This window comes from Pseudomonas sp. LjRoot71 (genome assembly GCF_964253255.1).
Lineage (GTDB): Bacteria > Pseudomonadota > Gammaproteobacteria > Pseudomonadales > Pseudomonadaceae > Aquipseudomonas.
In genome coordinates this window covers 3,385,051-3,402,532 of sequence record NZ_CAXURA020000001.1, presented here as the reverse complement: position 1 = coordinate 3,402,532, position 17,482 = coordinate 3,385,051, and the positions used below count along the sequence as shown (strand labels likewise).

At 62.3% G+C, this 17,482-nt stretch carries 16 protein-coding genes; 3 read left to right on the top strand and 13 right to left on the bottom strand.

Annotated elements, in window-relative coordinates; genetic code table 11:
- Positions 1-166: 166 nt before the first annotated feature.
- Both ACSQ17_RS15945 and ACSQ17_RS15940 read right to left on the bottom strand, forming a co-directional pair.
- Positions 167-3,247 (bottom strand): efflux RND transporter permease subunit, encoded by a 3,081-nt coding sequence (locus ACSQ17_RS15945; RefSeq protein WP_436069615.1) that lies wholly within the window; start codon positions 3,245-3,247, stop codon positions 167-169.
- 5 nt (positions 3,248-3,252) lie between these two features.
- Positions 3,253-4,374 (bottom strand): efflux RND transporter periplasmic adaptor subunit, encoded by a 1,122-nt coding sequence (locus ACSQ17_RS15940; protein ID WP_436069614.1) that lies wholly within the window; start codon positions 4,372-4,374, stop codon positions 3,253-3,255.
- A gap of 91 nt (positions 4,375-4,465) precedes the next feature.
- On the opposite strand from ACSQ17_RS15940, the gene ACSQ17_RS15935 reads away from it, so the two are divergent.
- Positions 4,466-5,104 (top strand): TetR/AcrR family transcriptional regulator, encoded by a 639-nt coding sequence (locus tag ACSQ17_RS15935; RefSeq protein WP_436069613.1) that lies wholly within the window; start codon positions 4,466-4,468, stop codon positions 5,102-5,104.
- A 61-nt stretch (positions 5,105-5,165) separates the two neighbouring features.
- Here ACSQ17_RS15935 and ACSQ17_RS15930 read toward each other — a convergent pair whose 3' ends face one another.
- A complete protein-coding gene (locus ACSQ17_RS15930; protein ID WP_436069612.1) occupies positions 5,166-5,954 on the bottom strand; it encodes a class I SAM-dependent methyltransferase in 789 nt (262 codons plus the stop codon).
- A 67-nt stretch (positions 5,955-6,021) separates the two neighbouring features.
- Here ACSQ17_RS15930 and ACSQ17_RS15925 point away from each other — a divergent pair, with 67 nt between their 5' ends.
- Entirely contained in the window at positions 6,022-6,825 is an 804-nt protein-coding gene (locus ACSQ17_RS15925; protein WP_436069611.1) for a hypothetical protein, read from the top strand.
- 194 nt (positions 6,826-7,019) lie between these two features.
- Here the strand turns inward: ACSQ17_RS15925 and ACSQ17_RS15920 are convergent, their stop codons facing one another.
- From ACSQ17_RS15920 to ppc, 7 genes are all read right to left on the bottom strand, one after another.
- On the bottom strand, positions 7,020-7,712 hold the full coding sequence (locus ACSQ17_RS15920; protein WP_436069610.1) for an extensin-like domain-containing protein: 693 nt from the start codon (positions 7,710-7,712) through the stop codon (positions 7,020-7,022).
- Positions 7,713-7,725: 13 nt separating this feature from the next.
- The gene (locus ACSQ17_RS15915; protein ID WP_436069609.1) at positions 7,726-8,586 is read right to left on the bottom strand and encodes a DUF72 domain-containing protein; all 861 of its coding nucleotides are present in this window, start codon (positions 8,584-8,586) and stop codon (positions 7,726-7,728) included.
- A gap of 3 nt (positions 8,587-8,589) precedes the next feature.
- On the bottom strand, positions 8,590-8,931 hold the full coding sequence (locus tag ACSQ17_RS15910) for a hypothetical protein (RefSeq protein ID WP_436070502.1): 342 nt from the start codon (positions 8,929-8,931) through the stop codon (positions 8,590-8,592).
- A 130-nt stretch (positions 8,932-9,061) separates the two neighbouring features.
- Positions 9,062-9,742 (bottom strand): tRNA (adenosine(37)-N6)-threonylcarbamoyltransferase complex dimerization subunit type 1 TsaB, encoded by a 681-nt coding sequence (tsaB, locus tag ACSQ17_RS15905; protein ID WP_436069608.1) that lies wholly within the window; start codon positions 9,740-9,742, stop codon positions 9,062-9,064.
- Between the two features lie 161 nt (positions 9,743-9,903).
- A complete protein-coding gene (locus ACSQ17_RS15900) occupies positions 9,904-10,689 on the bottom strand; it encodes a 5'-nucleotidase, lipoprotein e(P4) family (protein ID WP_436069607.1) in 786 nt (261 codons plus the stop codon).
- A gap of 193 nt (positions 10,690-10,882) precedes the next feature.
- A complete protein-coding gene (gene adk / locus ACSQ17_RS15895) occupies positions 10,883-11,530 on the bottom strand; it encodes an adenylate kinase (protein ID WP_436069606.1) in 648 nt (215 codons plus the stop codon).
- A 247-nt stretch (positions 11,531-11,777) separates the two neighbouring features.
- Positions 11,778-14,414, bottom strand: coding sequence for a phosphoenolpyruvate carboxylase (gene ppc, locus ACSQ17_RS15890; protein WP_436069605.1), 2,637 nt, complete (start codon positions 14,412-14,414; stop codon positions 11,778-11,780).
- Between the two features lie 160 nt (positions 14,415-14,574).
- On the opposite strand from ppc, the gene ACSQ17_RS15885 reads away from it, so the two are divergent.
- Entirely contained in the window at positions 14,575-14,916 is a 342-nt protein-coding gene (locus ACSQ17_RS15885) for a pilin assembly protein (protein WP_436069604.1), read from the top strand.
- Between the two features lie 3 nt (positions 14,917-14,919).
- On the opposite strand, the gene ACSQ17_RS15880 is transcribed toward ACSQ17_RS15885, so the two are convergent.
- The 3 genes from ACSQ17_RS15880 to ACSQ17_RS15870 all read right to left on the bottom strand — a co-directional run bounded on the left by ACSQ17_RS15880 (position 14,920) and on the right by ACSQ17_RS15870 (position 17,480).
- The gene (locus tag ACSQ17_RS15880) at positions 14,920-15,225 is read right to left on the bottom strand and encodes a hypothetical protein (RefSeq protein ID WP_436069603.1); all 306 of its coding nucleotides are present in this window, start codon (positions 15,223-15,225) and stop codon (positions 14,920-14,922) included.
- Between the two features lie 93 nt (positions 15,226-15,318).
- On the bottom strand, positions 15,319-16,065 hold the full coding sequence (locus ACSQ17_RS15875; protein WP_436069602.1) for a TIGR00266 family protein: 747 nt from the start codon (positions 16,063-16,065) through the stop codon (positions 15,319-15,321).
- Positions 16,066-16,184: 119 nt separating this feature from the next.
- Entirely contained in the window at positions 16,185-17,480 is a 1,296-nt protein-coding gene (locus ACSQ17_RS15870) for a flavohemoglobin expression-modulating QEGLA motif protein (protein ID WP_436069601.1), read from the bottom strand.
- Between the last annotated feature and the right edge of the window lie 2 nt (positions 17,481-17,482).

Here is a 17,482-nt window from a genome sequence, read left to right as displayed (position 1 = left end):
AAACACCCATGTAACCGACTGTAATCGCTGTATAAGCTGTTCACGCGCCGCAGCAGGCAGTTGTATATTTTTGACACTCGCCTGCCATAAACCCGACACGGCAGGCAATCAACAGGCATAAAAAAACCAGGCCCGAAGGCCTGGTTTCTTACCTGCATGCCGCGCCTCAGGCCGGTTTCGCTTCCACTTCCTTGACCCGGAACCAGGCGGCATACAGCGCCGGCAGGAACAGCAGGGTCAGCGCCGTGGCGACGATCAGGCCGCCCATGATGGCCACGGCCATAGGGCCGAAGAACACGCTACGCGACAGCGGAATCATCGCCAGTACCGCCGCCAGGGCAGTCAGCACGATGGGACGGAAGCGCCGCACGGTGGCTTCGATGATCGCGTGCCAGCGGTCCATGCCGGCTTCGATGTCCTGCTCGATCTGGTCGACCAGAATCACCGAGTTACGCATGATCATCCCCGACAGGGCGATGGTGCCGAGCATGGCGACGAAGCCGAACGGCTGACGGAAGATCAGCAGGAACAGGGTCACGCCAATCAGCCCCAACGGCGCGGTGAGGAACACCATGGCCGAACGCGAGAAGCTCTTCAGCTGCAGCATCAGCAGGGTCAGCACCACCACGATAAACAGTGGGATACCGGCGTTGACCGAGGCCTGCCCACGGCTGGAGTCTTCCACGGTGCCACCGACGTCCAGCTGGTAGCCGTCCGGCAGTTGCGCACGCACCGGTTCGAGGGTCGGCAGGATCTGTTTGACCAGGCTGGCCGGCTGCTCTTTGCCGTACACATCCGCACGCACGGTGACGGTTGGCAGGCGGTTGCGGTGCCAGATGATGCCTTCCTCGAAGCCGTACTCCAGGGTGGCAATCTGCGACAGCGGCACACTGCGGCCATTGTCGGTCGGCACCGCCAGGCTCGGCAGCAGGCTGAGTTCCTGACGCTCGCTGAGGGTGCCGCGCAGGAGGATCTCGATCAGCTCGTTGCCTTCGCGGTACTGGCTCACCGGCGAGCCGGTGAGCGAGCTTTGCAGGAAACGCGACAGGTCAGCGGTGCTTACGCCCAGGGCACGGGCACGCTCCTGATCGATGTTCAGCCGCACCACCTTGCTCGGCTCTTCCCAGTCCAGGTGCACGTTGGTCACGTGGCTGTTCTCACGCACCTTGTCGGCCACCTGACGGGCCAGCTGACGCACTTCATCAATGTGCTCGCCGGAAACCCGGAACTGCACCGGATAGCCCACAGGTGGGCCGTTTTCCAGGCGCGAGATGCGCGTGCGCAGGGTCGGGAACTCGTCGTTGAGCACTTCGATCAGCCAGGTGCGGATCTTCTCGCGGTCCTCGATGCTTTTCGCCAGCACCACGAACTGGGCAAAGCTGGCGGCCGGCAGTTGCTGATCCAGCGGCAGGTAGAAGCGCGGCGAACCGGTGCCGACGTAGGCAACAAAGTTGTCCACCCCTTCACGCCCGCGCAGCAGCTCCTCGAGACGCTTGGCCTGCTCTTCGGTGGCGGCCAGGGATGCGCCTTCGCTGAGCTTAAGGTCGACCATCAGCTCCAGACGGCCAGAAGCCGGGAAGAACTGCTGCGGCACAAAGCGGAACAGGGCAATCGAGGCGACGAACAGCACAATGGTCAGCATGATCACGGTTTTACGCCGGCGCACGCACCACTCCACCGCCTGCCGCACGCGCTGATAGAACGGCGTGCCGTAGGGGTCATGGCCATCATCGCGGCCGCCGTGTTTAGCCGCGTGCAACTTGGCCAGGTCCGGCAGCGGTTTGGCGCCGAGGTATGGCACGAACACCACCGCCGCAATCCATGACACCAGCAGGGCAATGGCCACCACCTGGAAGATCGAGCGGGTGTATTCACCGGTGCCGGACTGCGCGGTGGCAATCGGCAGGAAGCCGGCGGCGGTGATCAGGGTGCCGGTCAGCATCGGGAAGGCGGTGCTGGTCCAGGCATAACTGGCCGCCTTGATGCGGTCGTAACCCTGCTCCATCTTGATCGCCATCATCTCCACGGCAATGATCGCGTCATCCACCATCAAGCCCAGCGCCAGCACCAGCGCGCCGAGGGAGATTTTGTGCAGGCCGATGCCGAAGTAGTACATGGCGGCAAAGGTCATCGCCAGCACCAGCGGAATCGAGAGCGCCACCACCAGTCCGGTGCGCAGGCCGAGGGAGAAGAAGCTCACCAGCAGCACGATGATCACCGCTTCGGTGAGCACGCGAACGAACTCACCCACCCCGGTTTTCACCGCTGCGGGCTGGTCCGACACCTTGCTCAGCTGCATGCCGGCCGGCAGGGTTTCCTGCAGGCGGGCGAACTCGCCTTCCAGGGCCTGACCGAGCACCAGAATGTCGCCGCCGGTTTTCATCGAGACGGCCAGGCCAATGGCATCCTCACCCATGTAGCGCATGCGCGGTGCGGGTGGATCGTTAAAGCCGCGTTTGACCTCGGCCACATCGGCGATGCGGAAGGTACGATCAGCCACGCGAATGGGGAAATTGCGAATTTCATCAACCGTTTCGAAACGCCCGGTGACACGCAGCTGCACGCGGTCGGAGGCAGTTTCAAAGAAGCCCGCTGCCGCTACCGCGTTCTGCTCTTCCAGCGCCTGTTGCACCGCGGCCAGCGGCAGGCCGAGGGTGGCGAGCTTGGTGTTGGACAGTTCTATCCATACCTTCTCGTCCTGCAAGCCGAGCAGGTCGACCTTGCCGACGTCCTTGACCCGCTGCAATTGCAGCTGGATGCGGTCGGCGTAGTCCTTGAGCACGGCGTAGTCGAAGCCTTCGCCGGTCAGGGCGTAGATATTGCCGAAGGTGGTGCCGAATTCATCGTTGTAGAACGGCCCCTGGATGCCCTGGGGCAAGGTGTGGCGAATGTCGCTGACCTTCTTGCGCACCTGGTAGAACAGTTCGGGGATGTCCTTGGAGTGCATCGAATCACGGGCGATAAAGGTCACCTGAGATTCGCCGGGGCGCGAGAACGAGACGATCTTGTCGTAGTCGCCGGTCTCCATCAGCTTCTTCTCGATGCGTTCGGTGACCTGGCGCGAGACTTCCTCGGCGCTCGCCCCCGGCCAGTTGGTGCGCACCACCATGGCCTTGAAGGTAAAGGGTGGGTCTTCGCTCTGGCCCAGCTTGGTGTAGGAAATAGCCCCCACCACCGCCAGCAGCAGCATGAGGTACAGGACGATCTGGCGGTTACGCAGCGCCCAGGCGGACAGGTTGAAATCCATCAGGCTTACTCCTCAACCGTCAGGTCGGCCTTGGCCGTCAGCTGCACCGCACGGTTGTCGCGGTCAACCGGACGCACCTGCTGGCCTTCACGCAGTACCTGACCACCGGCTGCCACTACCCAATCCGTCGCTTGCAGGCCTTCGAGTACTGGCACGGTCTTCTCGCCGTAGGCACCGATGCGCACGTCGGTGCGCTTGAGGGTGGAGTCCTTCGGATCGACCACCCAGACGTAGGGCTGGCCTTTCTCCGCCGTCAGCGCCGACAGTGGCACGGCCAGCGGCACATCACCGTTGTGGGCAATAAATACGCGGGCGCTCTGGCCCAGTTCGGCCGGTACCTTGCCTTCGCTAAAGGCCACGCGAGCGGCGAAAGTGCGCGATTGCGGATCGGCCGATGGCGACATCTCACGGATGCGCCCAGGGAAGCGCTGATCCGGCTGCGACCACAGCTCAACCGCCACTTCCTGGCCGACCTGAAAGCGCTCAAAGGCTTGCTCTGGCAGGTTGATCAGCACTTCACGCTCGCCGTCAGCGGCCAGGGTGAATACGGTCTGTCCGGCAGCGACCACCTGGCCGACCTCGACCATGCGCCGCGCCACCACACCATCCTGGGAGGCGCGCAGCACGGCATAACCGGCCTGGTTGTTGGCCACGTTGAATTCGGCTTTCACCTGCTTCAGGCGCGCTTCACCGGAACGGTAGGTGTTCTCGGCATTGTCGTACTGCGAGCGGCTGACCAGGTTGCGTGCCAGCAGCGCCTTGTAGCGATCACGCTCGGCGCGCACCAGTTGCAGGTTGGCCTCGGCCGCTGCCACCTGAGCGCGGATGGCTTCCAGCTGCAGGCGCACGTCCTGCGGGTCCAGTTCGGCCAGGGGCTGATCCTTCTTCACCCGCGCACCGACATCGACCAGGCGCTTGGCCACCTTGCCACCGATACGGAACGCCAGCTCCGGCTCCAGGCGCGCACGCACCTCACCGGGGTAGGCATCCATCAGGTCGCCAGCCAGTTGTGGCTGCACCACCATGGCCGGACGCACGGCAACCTTAGCGGGCTCGCCATTGCCGCAAGCGCCGAGCAACAGGATAAGACTGACAGGCAACGCAACAGACAGTGCATGACGAAACATGATGACTAACCTTTGTGGAGGCTTTTGAATATTTATACTGGCGGGTATAGTAAAAATAGCAAACTCACTAGTCCAGTATTAAAAACGACCAATGCCAAACAAAGTGTTGCCACCCAGCGGCCCAGGTCGCCCGAAAGACCTGGCCAAACGCAAAGCCATTCTGGAAGCGGCGAAAACCCTGTTTCTCAGCAATGGCTATGACGGTAGCAGTATGGATGCGATTGCCGCGGAAGCCGGAGTTTCCAAACTCACGGTGTACAGCCACTTCACCGACAAGGAGAAGCTGTTTGCCGAAGCGGTGAAATCCAAGTGCGAGGAGCAACTGCCCGAGCTGCTGTTCGAACTGGACGACGAAGTGCCATTGGCGCAGGTGCTGATGAGCATCGGCCGAGGCTTCAATGAGCTGATCAATAGCCGCGAGTCGGTGGAGCTGCACCGGGTGATGGTGAGCCTGGCCGCGCAGGACTCCAAGCTCTGCCGGATGTTCTATGAGGCTGGCCCGCAGCGTGTACAGCACGGCATGGAAGAGCTGCTGCGCCAGGCCGACCAGAGCGGCAAGCTGCGCGTACCCGATCCGCTGAGCGCAGCGGATCAGTTCTTCTGCCTGATCAAGGGCGGCGCCAACTTTCGCCTGCTGATCGGCTGCGGTGAGGCGCTGCAAGGTGCCGAAGCCGAAGCCCATGTGCGTGATGCGGTCGAGGTGTTTCTGCGCGCTTTCCGTGCCGACTAGTAGGCAGTTGAAGAACGTAGGTAGTTTTTCAACGGGCTGCTAACGCAAAGCGTCGCCAGCCTTACTCGCTGGCGGCTTGCAGCTTCTTTTTCGGGTAGATGTCGTAGCGACTGGATTTGCCTTCCAGGGCATAGCCTGGCTTGGCGCCTTCAATCAGCGGCGCCTTGCGTGGGCGCTTGACCACCACCCGGTGACTGGCCAGCGCCAACGCCGCGTCCAGCAGCGCCGGCGAATCCAGATCATCGCCGACAAACGGTCGGAACAGGCGCATCTCTTTCTTCACCAGCGCGCTCTTGTCGCGGTGCGGGAACATCGGGTCAAGGTAGATCACCTGCGGCGGCTCGCCATGCCAGGCGCGCATCAGCTCGATAGCATTGCCATTAAGCAGCTGCATCTGCGCGGCAATCGGCGCCACATCGCGGTCAAGCGCAGCGCGCGCCAGGCCATCTTCCAGCAGTGCGGCAATCAGTGGCTGGCGCTCGATCAAGGTCATGCGGCAACCCAGGCTGGCCAGCACAAAGGCATCGCGACCCAGGCCGGCCGTGGCATCCAGCACCGTCGGGCGCACCCCGGCCTGCACACCCACCGCTTTGGCAATCATCTGCCCGCTGCCACCACCGAACAGCCGCCGATGCGCCACCGCGCCTTCGACAAAATCCACCTTCACCGGCCCCGGTGCCTGCGGCCCCAGCTCCACCAGTTGCAGGCCGCCCTCGCCCAGTTGCAGAGCAAACTCGCTGTCGCCTTCCAGCGGTAAACCCAGGCGCACAGCCCAGGCGTCAGCTGCCGATTGCAGATGGGGAGCCAGGGCTTGCATACGAATTCTGGCTATTAGCCGCTCATCACTCATCAGAAAATGTGCTCAAAAATCACTCAATTGACCGCCTCAGCGGCCGATAACCTGCCTGAGCGGCATTTTGCCAGACCCGGCAGCTTCCAGCCGCACCGAGTTCGCCATGTTCGATGTGATTTCCGCCCCACGCGGCGCCGCGCCAACGGCCGCCAACACCCGTTCGATCAGCGAAACGCTGGATGAAGGCAAACGCGCCTCGCTGGACTACCAGATTCTGCGGCGCACCCTGATGCCCGATGAGGTGGACGCCGAAGCGCCTGCCAAGGCACCGGAAACACCCAACGAGCCGCCCGCCGTCACTGCTCAGGCCAGTGATTTTCAGGAAATGGCAGCCCAGCGCGAGCTGGAGCTGAACGTCAACATCAACGCCGAGCCCAAGAAAACCGATCCACTGGTGCTCGATCTGGCTGGTAACGGCTTCAGCACCAGCGGCCTGACCCGCTCGGTACGCTTCGACCTGGATGCCGACGGTAAACTCGGCCAGATCAGCGCACCTACCGGCGACGACGCCCTGCTCGCCTATGACCGCAACGGCAACGGCCGCATCGACGATGGTCGCGAGCTGTTCGGCGACCAGAACGGTGCAGCCAACGGTTTTGCCGAACTGAGCAAATACGATGACAACGGCGACGGCCGCATCGACAGCCAGGATGCGATCTTCGAACGCCTGAGCCTGTTGCGTTTCGATGCTCAGGGCCGGCAATCCAGCCAGTCGCTGAGTGAGGCCGGGGTCAGCGCCATCCACCTACAGGCACGTGACGTGAAGATCGCCCTGGGCGCCTACGATGAAATCGCCCAACTCGGCCGCTTCGAATTCGCCGACGGGCGCACTGGTCAGGCGGCGGATCTGCTATTGGCTGAGCGTTAAATCAAAGCGGCCCTAAGGGACAGTTTCAGAAGCTGTGTTCCGATCTCGCGAGCTAGAGCCATGCAAGGCGCTACGTAGTAACAGCCTCCGGCTGGTCAAAACGGCGAGGAAGCGGAGTGTACTTTTGTACATGAGCACTCCGAGCCGGTTTTTAACGCAGCAGGGCCGACGCGTAGCAGATCCGAAACAGATTCTCAGCGGCACATGCGCCACAACCCCATATCCACGTGAAAGTGGTCGCGGTGCGCGGCGTTGTACTCCGGCCCCAGGGTGGTGTTGAACCGCCGGCAGGCCGCCTGTTGCACCTGACGCAGAAACTCGGCGTTCTTGCCCTGCTTGGGCCAATCCTGCAACACGCTGATGCGCCGCCCGTCCGCCAAACGAAAACCGACAATATCCAGCGCGTTGGCCGAAGCATGCTGGCTGCGCCGCTGAGTGCCTGCAATGGTGCGGCAGGCAAAACTGCCGACGTGCTCAACCCGCGCCACCCGCTGGCCGAAAACGGCCTGGGCAGCCGGTTGCAGGTCATGTTGCTCAAACAGGGCAAAGGCCGCTGCCAGCGGGCAACTGGCGATAAAGCTGCTGCTGAACGCAACACCAGAGTGGTGTACACGCAGGGTGTTGATCAGCGGACAGGCCACCTCCGGACGGCTGTCGGCCTGCGGGGTAACACGCAGTGAAGAGCTGCTCAAGGCCAGTTGGCACAGCGCCGGATCATCCTGCAACCGCCAGAGCTTGAAGCGGGTCAGCAGGTTTGGTGTTTCACGAATATCCAGTACCGCCCAGGGGTTCCAGCGCGCCGGCACCTCCAGCCAGCCACGCCAAATCGCCAGCAACAGGCCGGCGAGCACAACACAGAGCAGCAAAAAAGCACGGAATTCAGTCATGCAGCGCAGCCTATCAGAGCAGGCCTAGTTGCTCGACCTGCTCATCGACCTGCACCTGTGGCAAGGCGGGCAAACCCGGCAGACGCTGCATCAGTTGCTGATGAAACCGCTGCGCCAGCTGCGGCGCCAGGCGGTTGTCCGAGGTGTGCAGAAAGACATAGGGCGTGCGGTCTTCTTCAATCCAGCTCGCCACCTTATCCAGCCAGGGCGCCATAAACGGGTCATTGGCCAGCAACTCGGGATGGCCAATAAAGCGCAGCTGTGGGGCCTGACTAAACGCCGTAGGGCGCAGCGGCAAGCGCGGCTTCTTGGCCTGGGCATGCAGCACTGCCGGTGCCGTGGAGTTACAGCTGAACAGCGCCCGCGAATCCAGACAGATACGTTCAATACCGCGATCATGCAGCAGACGGTTGAGGCTACGTTCCTCCTCGCCTTTGGCAAAGAACCCCGGATGACGAACTTCGACGGCCAACTCTCCAGCCTGCCAAGGCTCGATAAAAGCGCTCAGCTCCGCCAGACGCTGCGGGCCAAAGCTCGCCGGCAATTGCAACCAGAACGGCGCCACCCGCTCGCCCAGTGGCGTCAGCAGTCGGCGAAAATCCTCGGTGGCGCTTAGCTGGTCACGCAGGTCGCCGTTATGGCTGATCTCACGTGGCAGCTTGGCGCAAAAACGCAGATGCGCCGGCATACGCTCAGCCCAACGGGCCACGGTATCGACGGAGGGCTGCGCGTAGAAGGTGGTATTACCCTCAACGGCGTTGAATAGCTGGGCATACAACGGCAGGAAGTCGGCGCTGCGACTGCTCTGCGGATACAAGGAACCGCGCCAGGCGGGCTCGCTCCATGACGGGCAGCCGAGGTAGTAAGGCAGCATTAATTAAGCGTAAAGATCGAGGCCCAGTACCTGCTGGGCATCCGCCTCGCTGGCGAAACTGGCGGTTGTGCTGTAGCTGGCCAAGGCCTGAGCGGCGCGGTTGTTCAGCGGCGGCTGGTACAGCTGGTCTTGCAGGCGGGCCGGTAGGCTATCGGTGCTGGCATTGCTGGCCTCAACCCGGCGCGGCTGGGCAACGGTTTCCAGACCCTGAGTGCTGGCCGGTGCCGTTGGCTGCTCACGACGTTCCTCAACTTCGCGCTGCGCTTCGCGAAATGGCGTAACCGCAGCGCCCGGTCGGGCACTGCGGTCTGGCGAATAAGAGGAGGTAAAACCGTCGATACGCATCAATGACTGCTCGGCCACTTGGCCAACGATGGACACAGGTGATGGCAATTTAGCCCCAGCCGGGCAGCTTGGCAATCAAGCAACCGCCACACGGCGATAAGCACGACAGAAGGTGTCGCCAAGGTGAGCCTCAGACCGCCGCTTTCGGAGTGGCCACCTGATCACGCAGGTAGACGGGCTGCGCTTGATCAGCGTCCAGCGCTTCACCACGGGCCCAGGCAAAGCGCGCCAGGCTGAGCAGGTCTTCGGCGTGCGGCAACATGGCTGCATCCTGTCCACTGACCGCAACAGGAATACGCGCAGCAAAGGTGCCCCAGCCAGTGCCCGCAGCAAACCAGTCGCCCGTCGCATCACGCGGCAGGCCAGCCAGTTCGGGCGCCACGACAGCCTCGACGCCGGACAAGCGCATTTCACCCTGCTCGGCGCGGTAGCAGCCCCAATAGACCTCGTCCATGCGCGCATCGATGGCCGCTGCCACCTGCTGCGCGCCATGCTCACGCAGGCTGCGCTGCGCCAGCACGGCCAGGTTGGACACTGGCAGTACCGGCCGCTCCAGGGCAAACGCCAGGCCCTGCACCACACCGATGGCAATCCGTACGCCGGTAAAAGCACCCGGGCCACGGCCAAAGGCAATCGCATCGAGCGCCGACAACGGCACCTCGGCATCCGCCAGCAACTGCTTGATCATTGGCAGCAGGCGCTGGGCGTGCAGACGCGGAATCACTTCGTAATGACTGAGCACCTGGCCGTTATGCAGCAAGGCAACGGAGCAGGCTTCGGTGGCGGTATCCAGGGCCAGGAGAGTGGTCATTGCAGTCGGACAGGTGAGGAAAAGGACGGGCATTAGACCGGCTTGAGGCTTTTTTTTCCAGCGCAATCACTGTCGCCCGCGCCTGTCACGCGGGCGAACTCACAGCACCACAAGCCAGCAGCGGGCCCGAACAGACCCGCTGCAGCCTGACTAAAGCGTGCTTACCAGGCCTCGATTACGGTCTTGGCGTCCCAGCCCTGCAATGGCGCTTTCGACCAGGTGCCATAACCAGCATTGGGGAAGACGATCCACTCGGTGCCCCACTTGCCAGCTTCAGCGGCGACAGTGGCGCGCTGATCGGCCAGTGGCGTCTTGCGGAAACGCGCATCGAAGTCATGCAGGGTGTCACCCAGCAGCAACACGATCTGATGATCGGCACTGACGATGGCGCGACGCTCCACTTTGGGCGGGCCCAACAGCAGTACGCTCTGTTCAGAGACCTGCGGCAGGCCGAGCTTGCTCAGCGTGGCCAGGGTGTATTTCTTCTGCTCATCAGCGCGATCGGAGATGTAGCGAATGGTCACCCCGAGCTTGTCGGCGTGCTCCAGGAATTGCTTCGCACCCGGAATCAGTACCGGGGTGCCATCACGCTCCCAGGGCAGCCAGGTGTCCCAGGCGTCATAGGTGTGACAGTTGGCCAGATCACGGGCCAACAGGGCGCTGTTATCAATAACGGTTTCATCCAGGTCGGTGACGATGGCCAGCTTGGATGGATCTTTCGCCGCAGCCACGGCCGCATCCAGCTTCAGGGTGGCGATGTTGTAGGCCTGCAGTTGCAGGGCCTGCACCTCCGCCGATTGCTGCTGGAAACGCAGCCCCATGGTGAACTCGGCCACGCTGCAATCGGTCTTGGGCTTCGCCGCGGTGTCGGCAAACGCTGCCGGACTCCCCGCCAGCGCAACTGCCAGGCCTAACCAGATAGCACTCTTAGCTGTTTTCTTGGTCATTGAACGCGCTCTCTTCCTTAGTGTGGGTTAAGGCTTGACGTCTATGACCATCGCATCCTGGTATAGACCAAACCGATGCTAACTTAGGTGAGCAAGGTTACTGTTCTATGAACGACGCCCAGCGAGCCCAGCGCGCCAACCGCAGAAACGACAACGGCCCGCAAAGCGGGCCGTTGGCTGACTGCAACAAGGCTTAGCTGAGCGCAGCAAACACCTTGGCAGTGATCTCGTCGACCGAGCCAACGCCAGCGATGGCGCTGTACTTCGGCGTGCCTTCAGCGGCGGCGAGCTTCTGGTAGAAATCCACCAGCGGCTTGGTCTGCGAGTGGTAGACGGAGAGGCGATGACGCACGGTTTCTTCGGTGTCGTCCTTACGCTGCACCAGGTCTTCACCGGTTGCATCGTCCTTGCCTTCAACTTTCGGCGGGTTGTAGACGATGTGGTAAACGCGGCCACTGGCCTCGTGTACGCGGCGACCGGCGATACGGCCGACGATTTCTTCGTCGTCGACAGCGATCTCGACCACGTTGTCGATAACCACGCCAGCTTCTTTCAGGGCTTCAGCCTGAGGAATGGTGCGCGGGAAGCCATCGAAGAGGAAGCCATTGGCACAATCGGCCTGGGCAATGCGCTCTTTGACCAGATTGATGATCAGGTCATCAGAGACTAGACCGCCGCTGTCCATCACGCTCTTGGCTTTCAGACCGAGCTCGGTGCCCGCCTTGACCGCAGCACGCAGCATGTCGCCAGTGGAGATTTGCGGAATACCAAATTTCTTGGTGATGAAACCAGCCTGGGTACCTTTGCCGGCCCCGGGCGCCCCCAGCAGAATCACGCGCATCGATGTGCTCCTCAAGATTTAAGTAAAAATCGTCGGACTCGCCTCGTGGGGCCAATCTCAGAATTGTTCAGGCAGCGCTGCCAACATGGGCCAGAGTGCCGAAAGGCCGCTCAAGATACACAGCGCACCCATAGCGCACAAGCCACCGAAAGTCGGATACACCTACGACCAAGGCAGGCGCAAAGCAGCGCTATCGGTGACTCGCCGGGCCTGCCGCGCAATGCGTTGGCAGGCCCGACCAGGCGTCTCAACCGGTATTACGCAAACCGGCGGCAATACCCGCCACACTGACCAGCAGAGCCTGTTCCAGAGGGCTGTCAGCCTGATTATCACGTGACCGTGAACGCGCCAGCAGCTCAGCCTGGAGCAGGTGCAACGGGTCCAGATAGGTGTTACGCACGCTGATCGACTCCAGGGTTTCCGGGCTGTGTGCCAACAGCTGCGACTGACCGGTCAGACCCAGCACCGCGACCACCGCCTGCGACAATAGGCCGCGCAAATGCGCGCCCAGCGGTTGCAGGGCCGGCTCGACCAGGCGCTGGTCGTACAGCAGGGCAATCGACTCGTCGGCTTTGGCCAGCACCATTTCCAGCATGTCGATGCGCGTACGGAAAAACGGCCACTGCGCGCGCATCTGCGCCAGCAGCTCGCCTTCGCCGCGTTGCAGAGCGTTGTTCAATGCCGCTTCCCAGCCTAGCCAGGCCGGTAGCATCAGGCGCGTTTGGGTCCAGGCAAAGATCCATGGAATGGCGCGCAGACTTTCCACCCCGCCCTCGCGGCGCTTGGCCGGACGGCTGCCCAGCGGCAGGCGACCCAGCTCTTGCTCAGGCGTGGCCTGGCGGAAATAAGCCACAAACTGCGGGTGTTCACGCACCACCGCGCGGTAGGCACTGACGCCATCGCTGGCCAGTTTGTCCATCAGCTCGCGCCAGGCTGGCTCCGGGCTGGGCGGCGGCAACAAGGTGGCTTCCAGCACCGCAGCCAGGTACAGATTAAGGTTTTGTTCGGCGATATCTGGCAGGCCAAATTTGAAACGAATCATTTCACCCTGCTCGGTGGTGCGAAAACGCCCCGCCACCGAACCGGGCGGCTGCGACAGAATCGCCGCATGCGCCGGGCCGCCGCCACGCCCCACCGTGCCACCACGGCCATGGAACAACAGCAATTCGACCTGCTGCTCACGGCACACCTGCACCAGGGTTTCCTGCGCACGGTACTGCGCCCAGGCCGCAGCCGTGGTGCCGGCGTCCTTGGCCGAATCGGAATAGCCGATCATCACTTCCTGCGGCCCGTGTAGCCGCGCGCGGTAGCCGTGCAGCGCCAATAGCCGGCTGATCACCGGCCCGGCATTGTCCAGATCGGCCAGGGTTTCAAACAGGGGCACCACGCGCATCGGCCGTTGCAACCCGGCTTCTTTAAGCAGCAGTTGCACCGCCAGCACATCGGAGGCTGCACCGGCCATGGAGATCACGTAGGAACCCAGGGACGCCGCCGGTGCCCGCGCCACTTCACGGCAAGTCGCCAGCACCTCTTCGGTTTCGCCGCTGGGCTTGAAATGCCCCGGCAGCAGCGGCCGGCGGTTTTCCAGTTCTTGCAGCAGAAACGCCAGGCGCGCCTCTTCGTCCCACTCAGCGTAACGCCCCAGACCGAGGTAATCGGTGATTTCACTCATGGCCGCAACATGGCGACTGGAATCCTGACGCACATCCAGGCGCACCAGAAACAGCCCAAAGGTCGCCGCACGGCGCAGGCAGTCGAGCAGCGGGCCATCAGCAATCACGCCCATGCCGCACTCATGCAGCGACTGGTAGCACAAGCTCAGCGGCTCCAGCAGCTCGCGATTGTCCTGCAACACGGCAGCGGGCGCGGGGATCTGTTCATGCAGCGCGGCCTGGGCCCAGCTACGGGTGGCGCGCAGGCGCTCACGCAGTTGCTTGAGCAGGCTGCGATAAGGCTCTGCGCTCTCGCCGATCCGCGCCAGCAATGCCGGGCTGGCCTGTTGCATGGACAGCTCGGCAGCCAGGTTGTCGACATCCCTCAGGTATAGATCCGCCGCCATCCAGCGGGCCAGCAGGAGTACCTCACGGGTGACACTGGCCGTGACATTCGGGTTGCCGTCGCGGTCGCCGCCCATCCAGGAAGCAAAACGAATCGGCGCGGCATCCAGCGGCAGGTGCAACCCGGTGGCGCTGTGCAACACCTGATCGGCCTTGCGCAGCACATTGGGGATGGCATGCCAGAGCGAATGTTCGATCACCGCAAAGCCCCATTTGGCTTCATCCACCGGACTGGGGCGACTGCGGCGGATTTCCTCGGTGTGCCAGGCTTCGGCAATCAGCCGCTGCAGACGCTGCTTGACCTGCTCCCGTTCGCCCGGCGAAAGGTCGCTGTGGTCGCCGGCAGCCAACTGCTCGGCGATGGCATCGTATTTCTGAATCAGGGTACGCCGCGCCACCTCAGTGGGATGCGCCGTCAGCACCAGTTCGATATCCAGGCGACCAACCTGGCGGGCCAGCGCTTCACCCTTGTGGCCATGGGCCGAAAGACGCTGCAGCAGGTCGGCGAGGATATTGTCTTCGAATGGCTCCGGCTCACCTGGTGCACGACGCCGCACGCGGTGGTACTGCTCGGCGATATTGGCCAGGTTGAGGAACTGGTTGAAGGCGCGCGCTACCGGCAGCAACTCGTCATCGTCCAACTGGTTCAGGGTTGCACTGAGTTGCTCAGCCCCCTCTGATGAGCCGCGACGAGAGGCCTTGGCGCCCTTGCGAATGCGTTCAATCTTGTCGAGAAAGGCTGCACCGTGCTGCAGGCTGATGGTGTTACCCAGGAGTTCGCCGAGTTGGTGAACGTCCTCGCGCAGGCGCGCGTCGATTTCTGCCATGACTATTGCCTCCACTGATCCTGCGTGCAGAGTGCCCAGCGCGCCAACTTCTTACAAGTGCGCGACGCCTTGCCCGCACTTATCAGGGCAGGCACTAGTCTTAGTTAGGCAAGCCCGGCGCAGACTGACTCGGCGGGCATAGAACAGACACGAGGCAATCATGAAGATTCGCGAGCTTGTTCAGCACTGGCAGGAAAACGCCCGTGGCCGCCTAAGCGTCACGCCCTATCAAATACGACTCGACCTGGAAGCCGCAGCACGGCTAGCCGCGCTGCAAGAGATGTACCCCAAGCATCACGTGGAGGAGCTGCTCGGAGAGCTGCTGGGCGCCGCGCTCGACGAGCTGGAAGCCAGCCTGCCCTACGTCAAGGGCAACAAGGTGGTAGCCACCGATGAACAGGGCGATCCGCTGTATGAAGACATCGGCCTGACGCCACGCTTTCTCGCCCTGTCGCGCCGGCATCTACAGCGTCTTAACGAGCAGCAGAGCCGCGCAAGCTAGCCGTTACTGGCCAGGGTTGCAACGCACGGCCTGCTTACGCGGATCAACCAGCACACCGCTGAGGCCCTTCTGCTCCAGGTCAAACAGCACCAGCACGCCATCGATGCACTGGGCGACCTGACTGGCGGGTTTGACCGAGACCTTGTAATCCTCGCCCGGCACGGTCTTGAGCATGGTGAACTCGGCCAGCAGCAGGGCATCTTCCGGCTTGGCCACATGCAGGTACCCGTAGTAACCGAGCACGGCCACCGTGGCGCAGATGCTGCCAACAGCGGTAAGGATAAGCGGGATAGGGTTTACTTCACTCATGGCAGGCTCTCGGAGTTATCAGTTGGCGGGCTGAGCAACAGGCGGCGCAGCTTGCTACAAACCCATGCGCCTGCAAAGCCCCAGATTGCCGCATCACTTGCCGCCGGCGCGGACTTCTTCGCGGGCCTTGAACGTGGCCTCATAGATGCGCTCGGCCAGCCGCGAGAACGGCAGGCTCTGCACCCACACGGTTCCCGTGCCCTTGAGCGTGGCCAGCAGAATGCCTTCGCCACCAAACAGCATGCTTTTCAGACCACCAGCCAGGGCAATGTCGTAGTCGATGCCGCTGCTGAACGCCACTAGGCAGCCGGTGTCCAGGCGCAGGGTTTCGTTATTCAGCTGCTTACGGATCACCGTACCGCCGGCGTGCACAAACGCCAGGCCATCGCCTTCAAGCTTCTGCAGGATAAACCCCTCACCGCCGAAGAAACCGGCGCCCAGACGCTTGTTGAAGCTGATGCCGACTGCCGTGCCATAGGCGGCGCAAAGAAAAGCGTCCTTCTGACAGATCAGCGTGCCGCCATGTTCGGCTAGCTGAATCGGCACCACCGTGCCGGGATAAGGCGCGGCAAAGGCCACCCGCGCCTGGGTTTTACCGGCATTGGAGAAGTGCGTCATAAACAGTGACTCCCCCGTGAGCATGCGTTTGCCGGCGCTCCACAACTTGCCCAGCACCCCACTGGCGGCACCGTCACCCATCCGCGTTTCAAAGCGAATGCCGTCAGTCATGTAGTTCATCACCCCGGCTTCGGCGATCACCGTTTCACCCGGATCGAGGATGATCTCCACACTCTGCGCGGAGGCGCCGAGGATTTCGTAGTCGAGTTGATGGCTGGGCATAGTGGCTCCTGGGCTGATTGAGAGCGGGCTTCGAAACGGTGCGACCTATGGAAGTGCTGCCCGGCTCAACCTACGACCGGATACAAGCCTGCGGGTTGCGCTTGTGCTCGGCAAAATGGTCACAGAATGTTGGCGTAGTCGGCTTCGATCCGATCCAGACTCAGGTGATTGAGGAAGTTGGAGAAACACATCCAGGCCGACAGCGAGTTGAGGTCGCTGAATTGCGGCGGCAGGTACTTGGGAGGTGTGACCAACCCTTCATCCACCAGTTGGCGCAGGGTGCGCATGTCTTCCAGGGTGGTCTTGCCGCAGAACAGCAGCGGGATCTGCTCCAGCTTGCCTTTGCGCACGGCCAGCTGGATGTAGTTGTAAATCATGATGAAGCCTTTCAGGTAGGACAGGTCCTTAGTGAAAGGCAGGCCAACGGGGGTCGACCCGCGGAACACGCGGTTGGCATTGCTGTAACTCTGCTCCTGGCTGAAGCCCTGCTCGCGGTAGAAATCGAACACCTGGAGGAAATCTGCCCCCTCCTCGGCCATGTGAATGGCGCGGGTGCGGTTGGTCAGCTTGCGCAAACGCGTCGGGTAGGAAGCGAAGGTGATCACCTCCATCAGGATCGCCAGGCCTTCCTGGGTCACCGTGGACGAGGGCGGTCCCTTGGCCAGGAAGGTACACACAGGCTGGTTCAGCCCATTCAGGGTGGTGGCCACGTGCACCAGGCCTTCATGCACTTCCAGGGCGCGCACATCGCGCTCGTTGAACATCGCGTCGCTGCGAATCTTGATGTAATCGGCCCCGGCAGCGGCATCAGCGAGGATACCGTCTGACTCGAACACGCGAATGGTGCCCTCTTCCTCGCCAAACACCTTGTTCAAGCGCTGTTGCAGCAGGTTGACTGCTTCCTTGGCATTGAGGTTCTTGGCTTCGTCCTTGAGGTCACCGCGCTTGTCGATGTTGTTGAGAAAATCGGAAAACATCATGCCCAGATCGGCCAGGGTCGGGTCGCCGGCATGGAAGGCATCAGACGCGGCGCCATATAACTCCTGGCTGATCAGGCCAAAGTCCTCGGTGCCACGCGCTTCGAGCATGCGGATAACCATGCGGTACTCGCGGCACATGCGGCGCATGATCTGCCCGACCGGATTGAACTGACCCAGCTGGCGGGTGATATCGCGCTCGATGTTCTGGAACTCCAGCTTCTTCGCGGCGGCATCGAACGCCAAGGGCCGGCTGGCGTAATAGTCGCGATCCACCTTGGGTAACTGCTTACCCTTGTGTTTGAGAAACTCACTGCGGATCGAGTCATCCCACTTCACCGCATCAAGTACACGGATCGGTGTCTGCGCCTCGACAATTCGGTCAGACAGGGCCCGTACGATCAGTTGATAGTCGTCCAGACCGGTGTGGCTGTTCATTG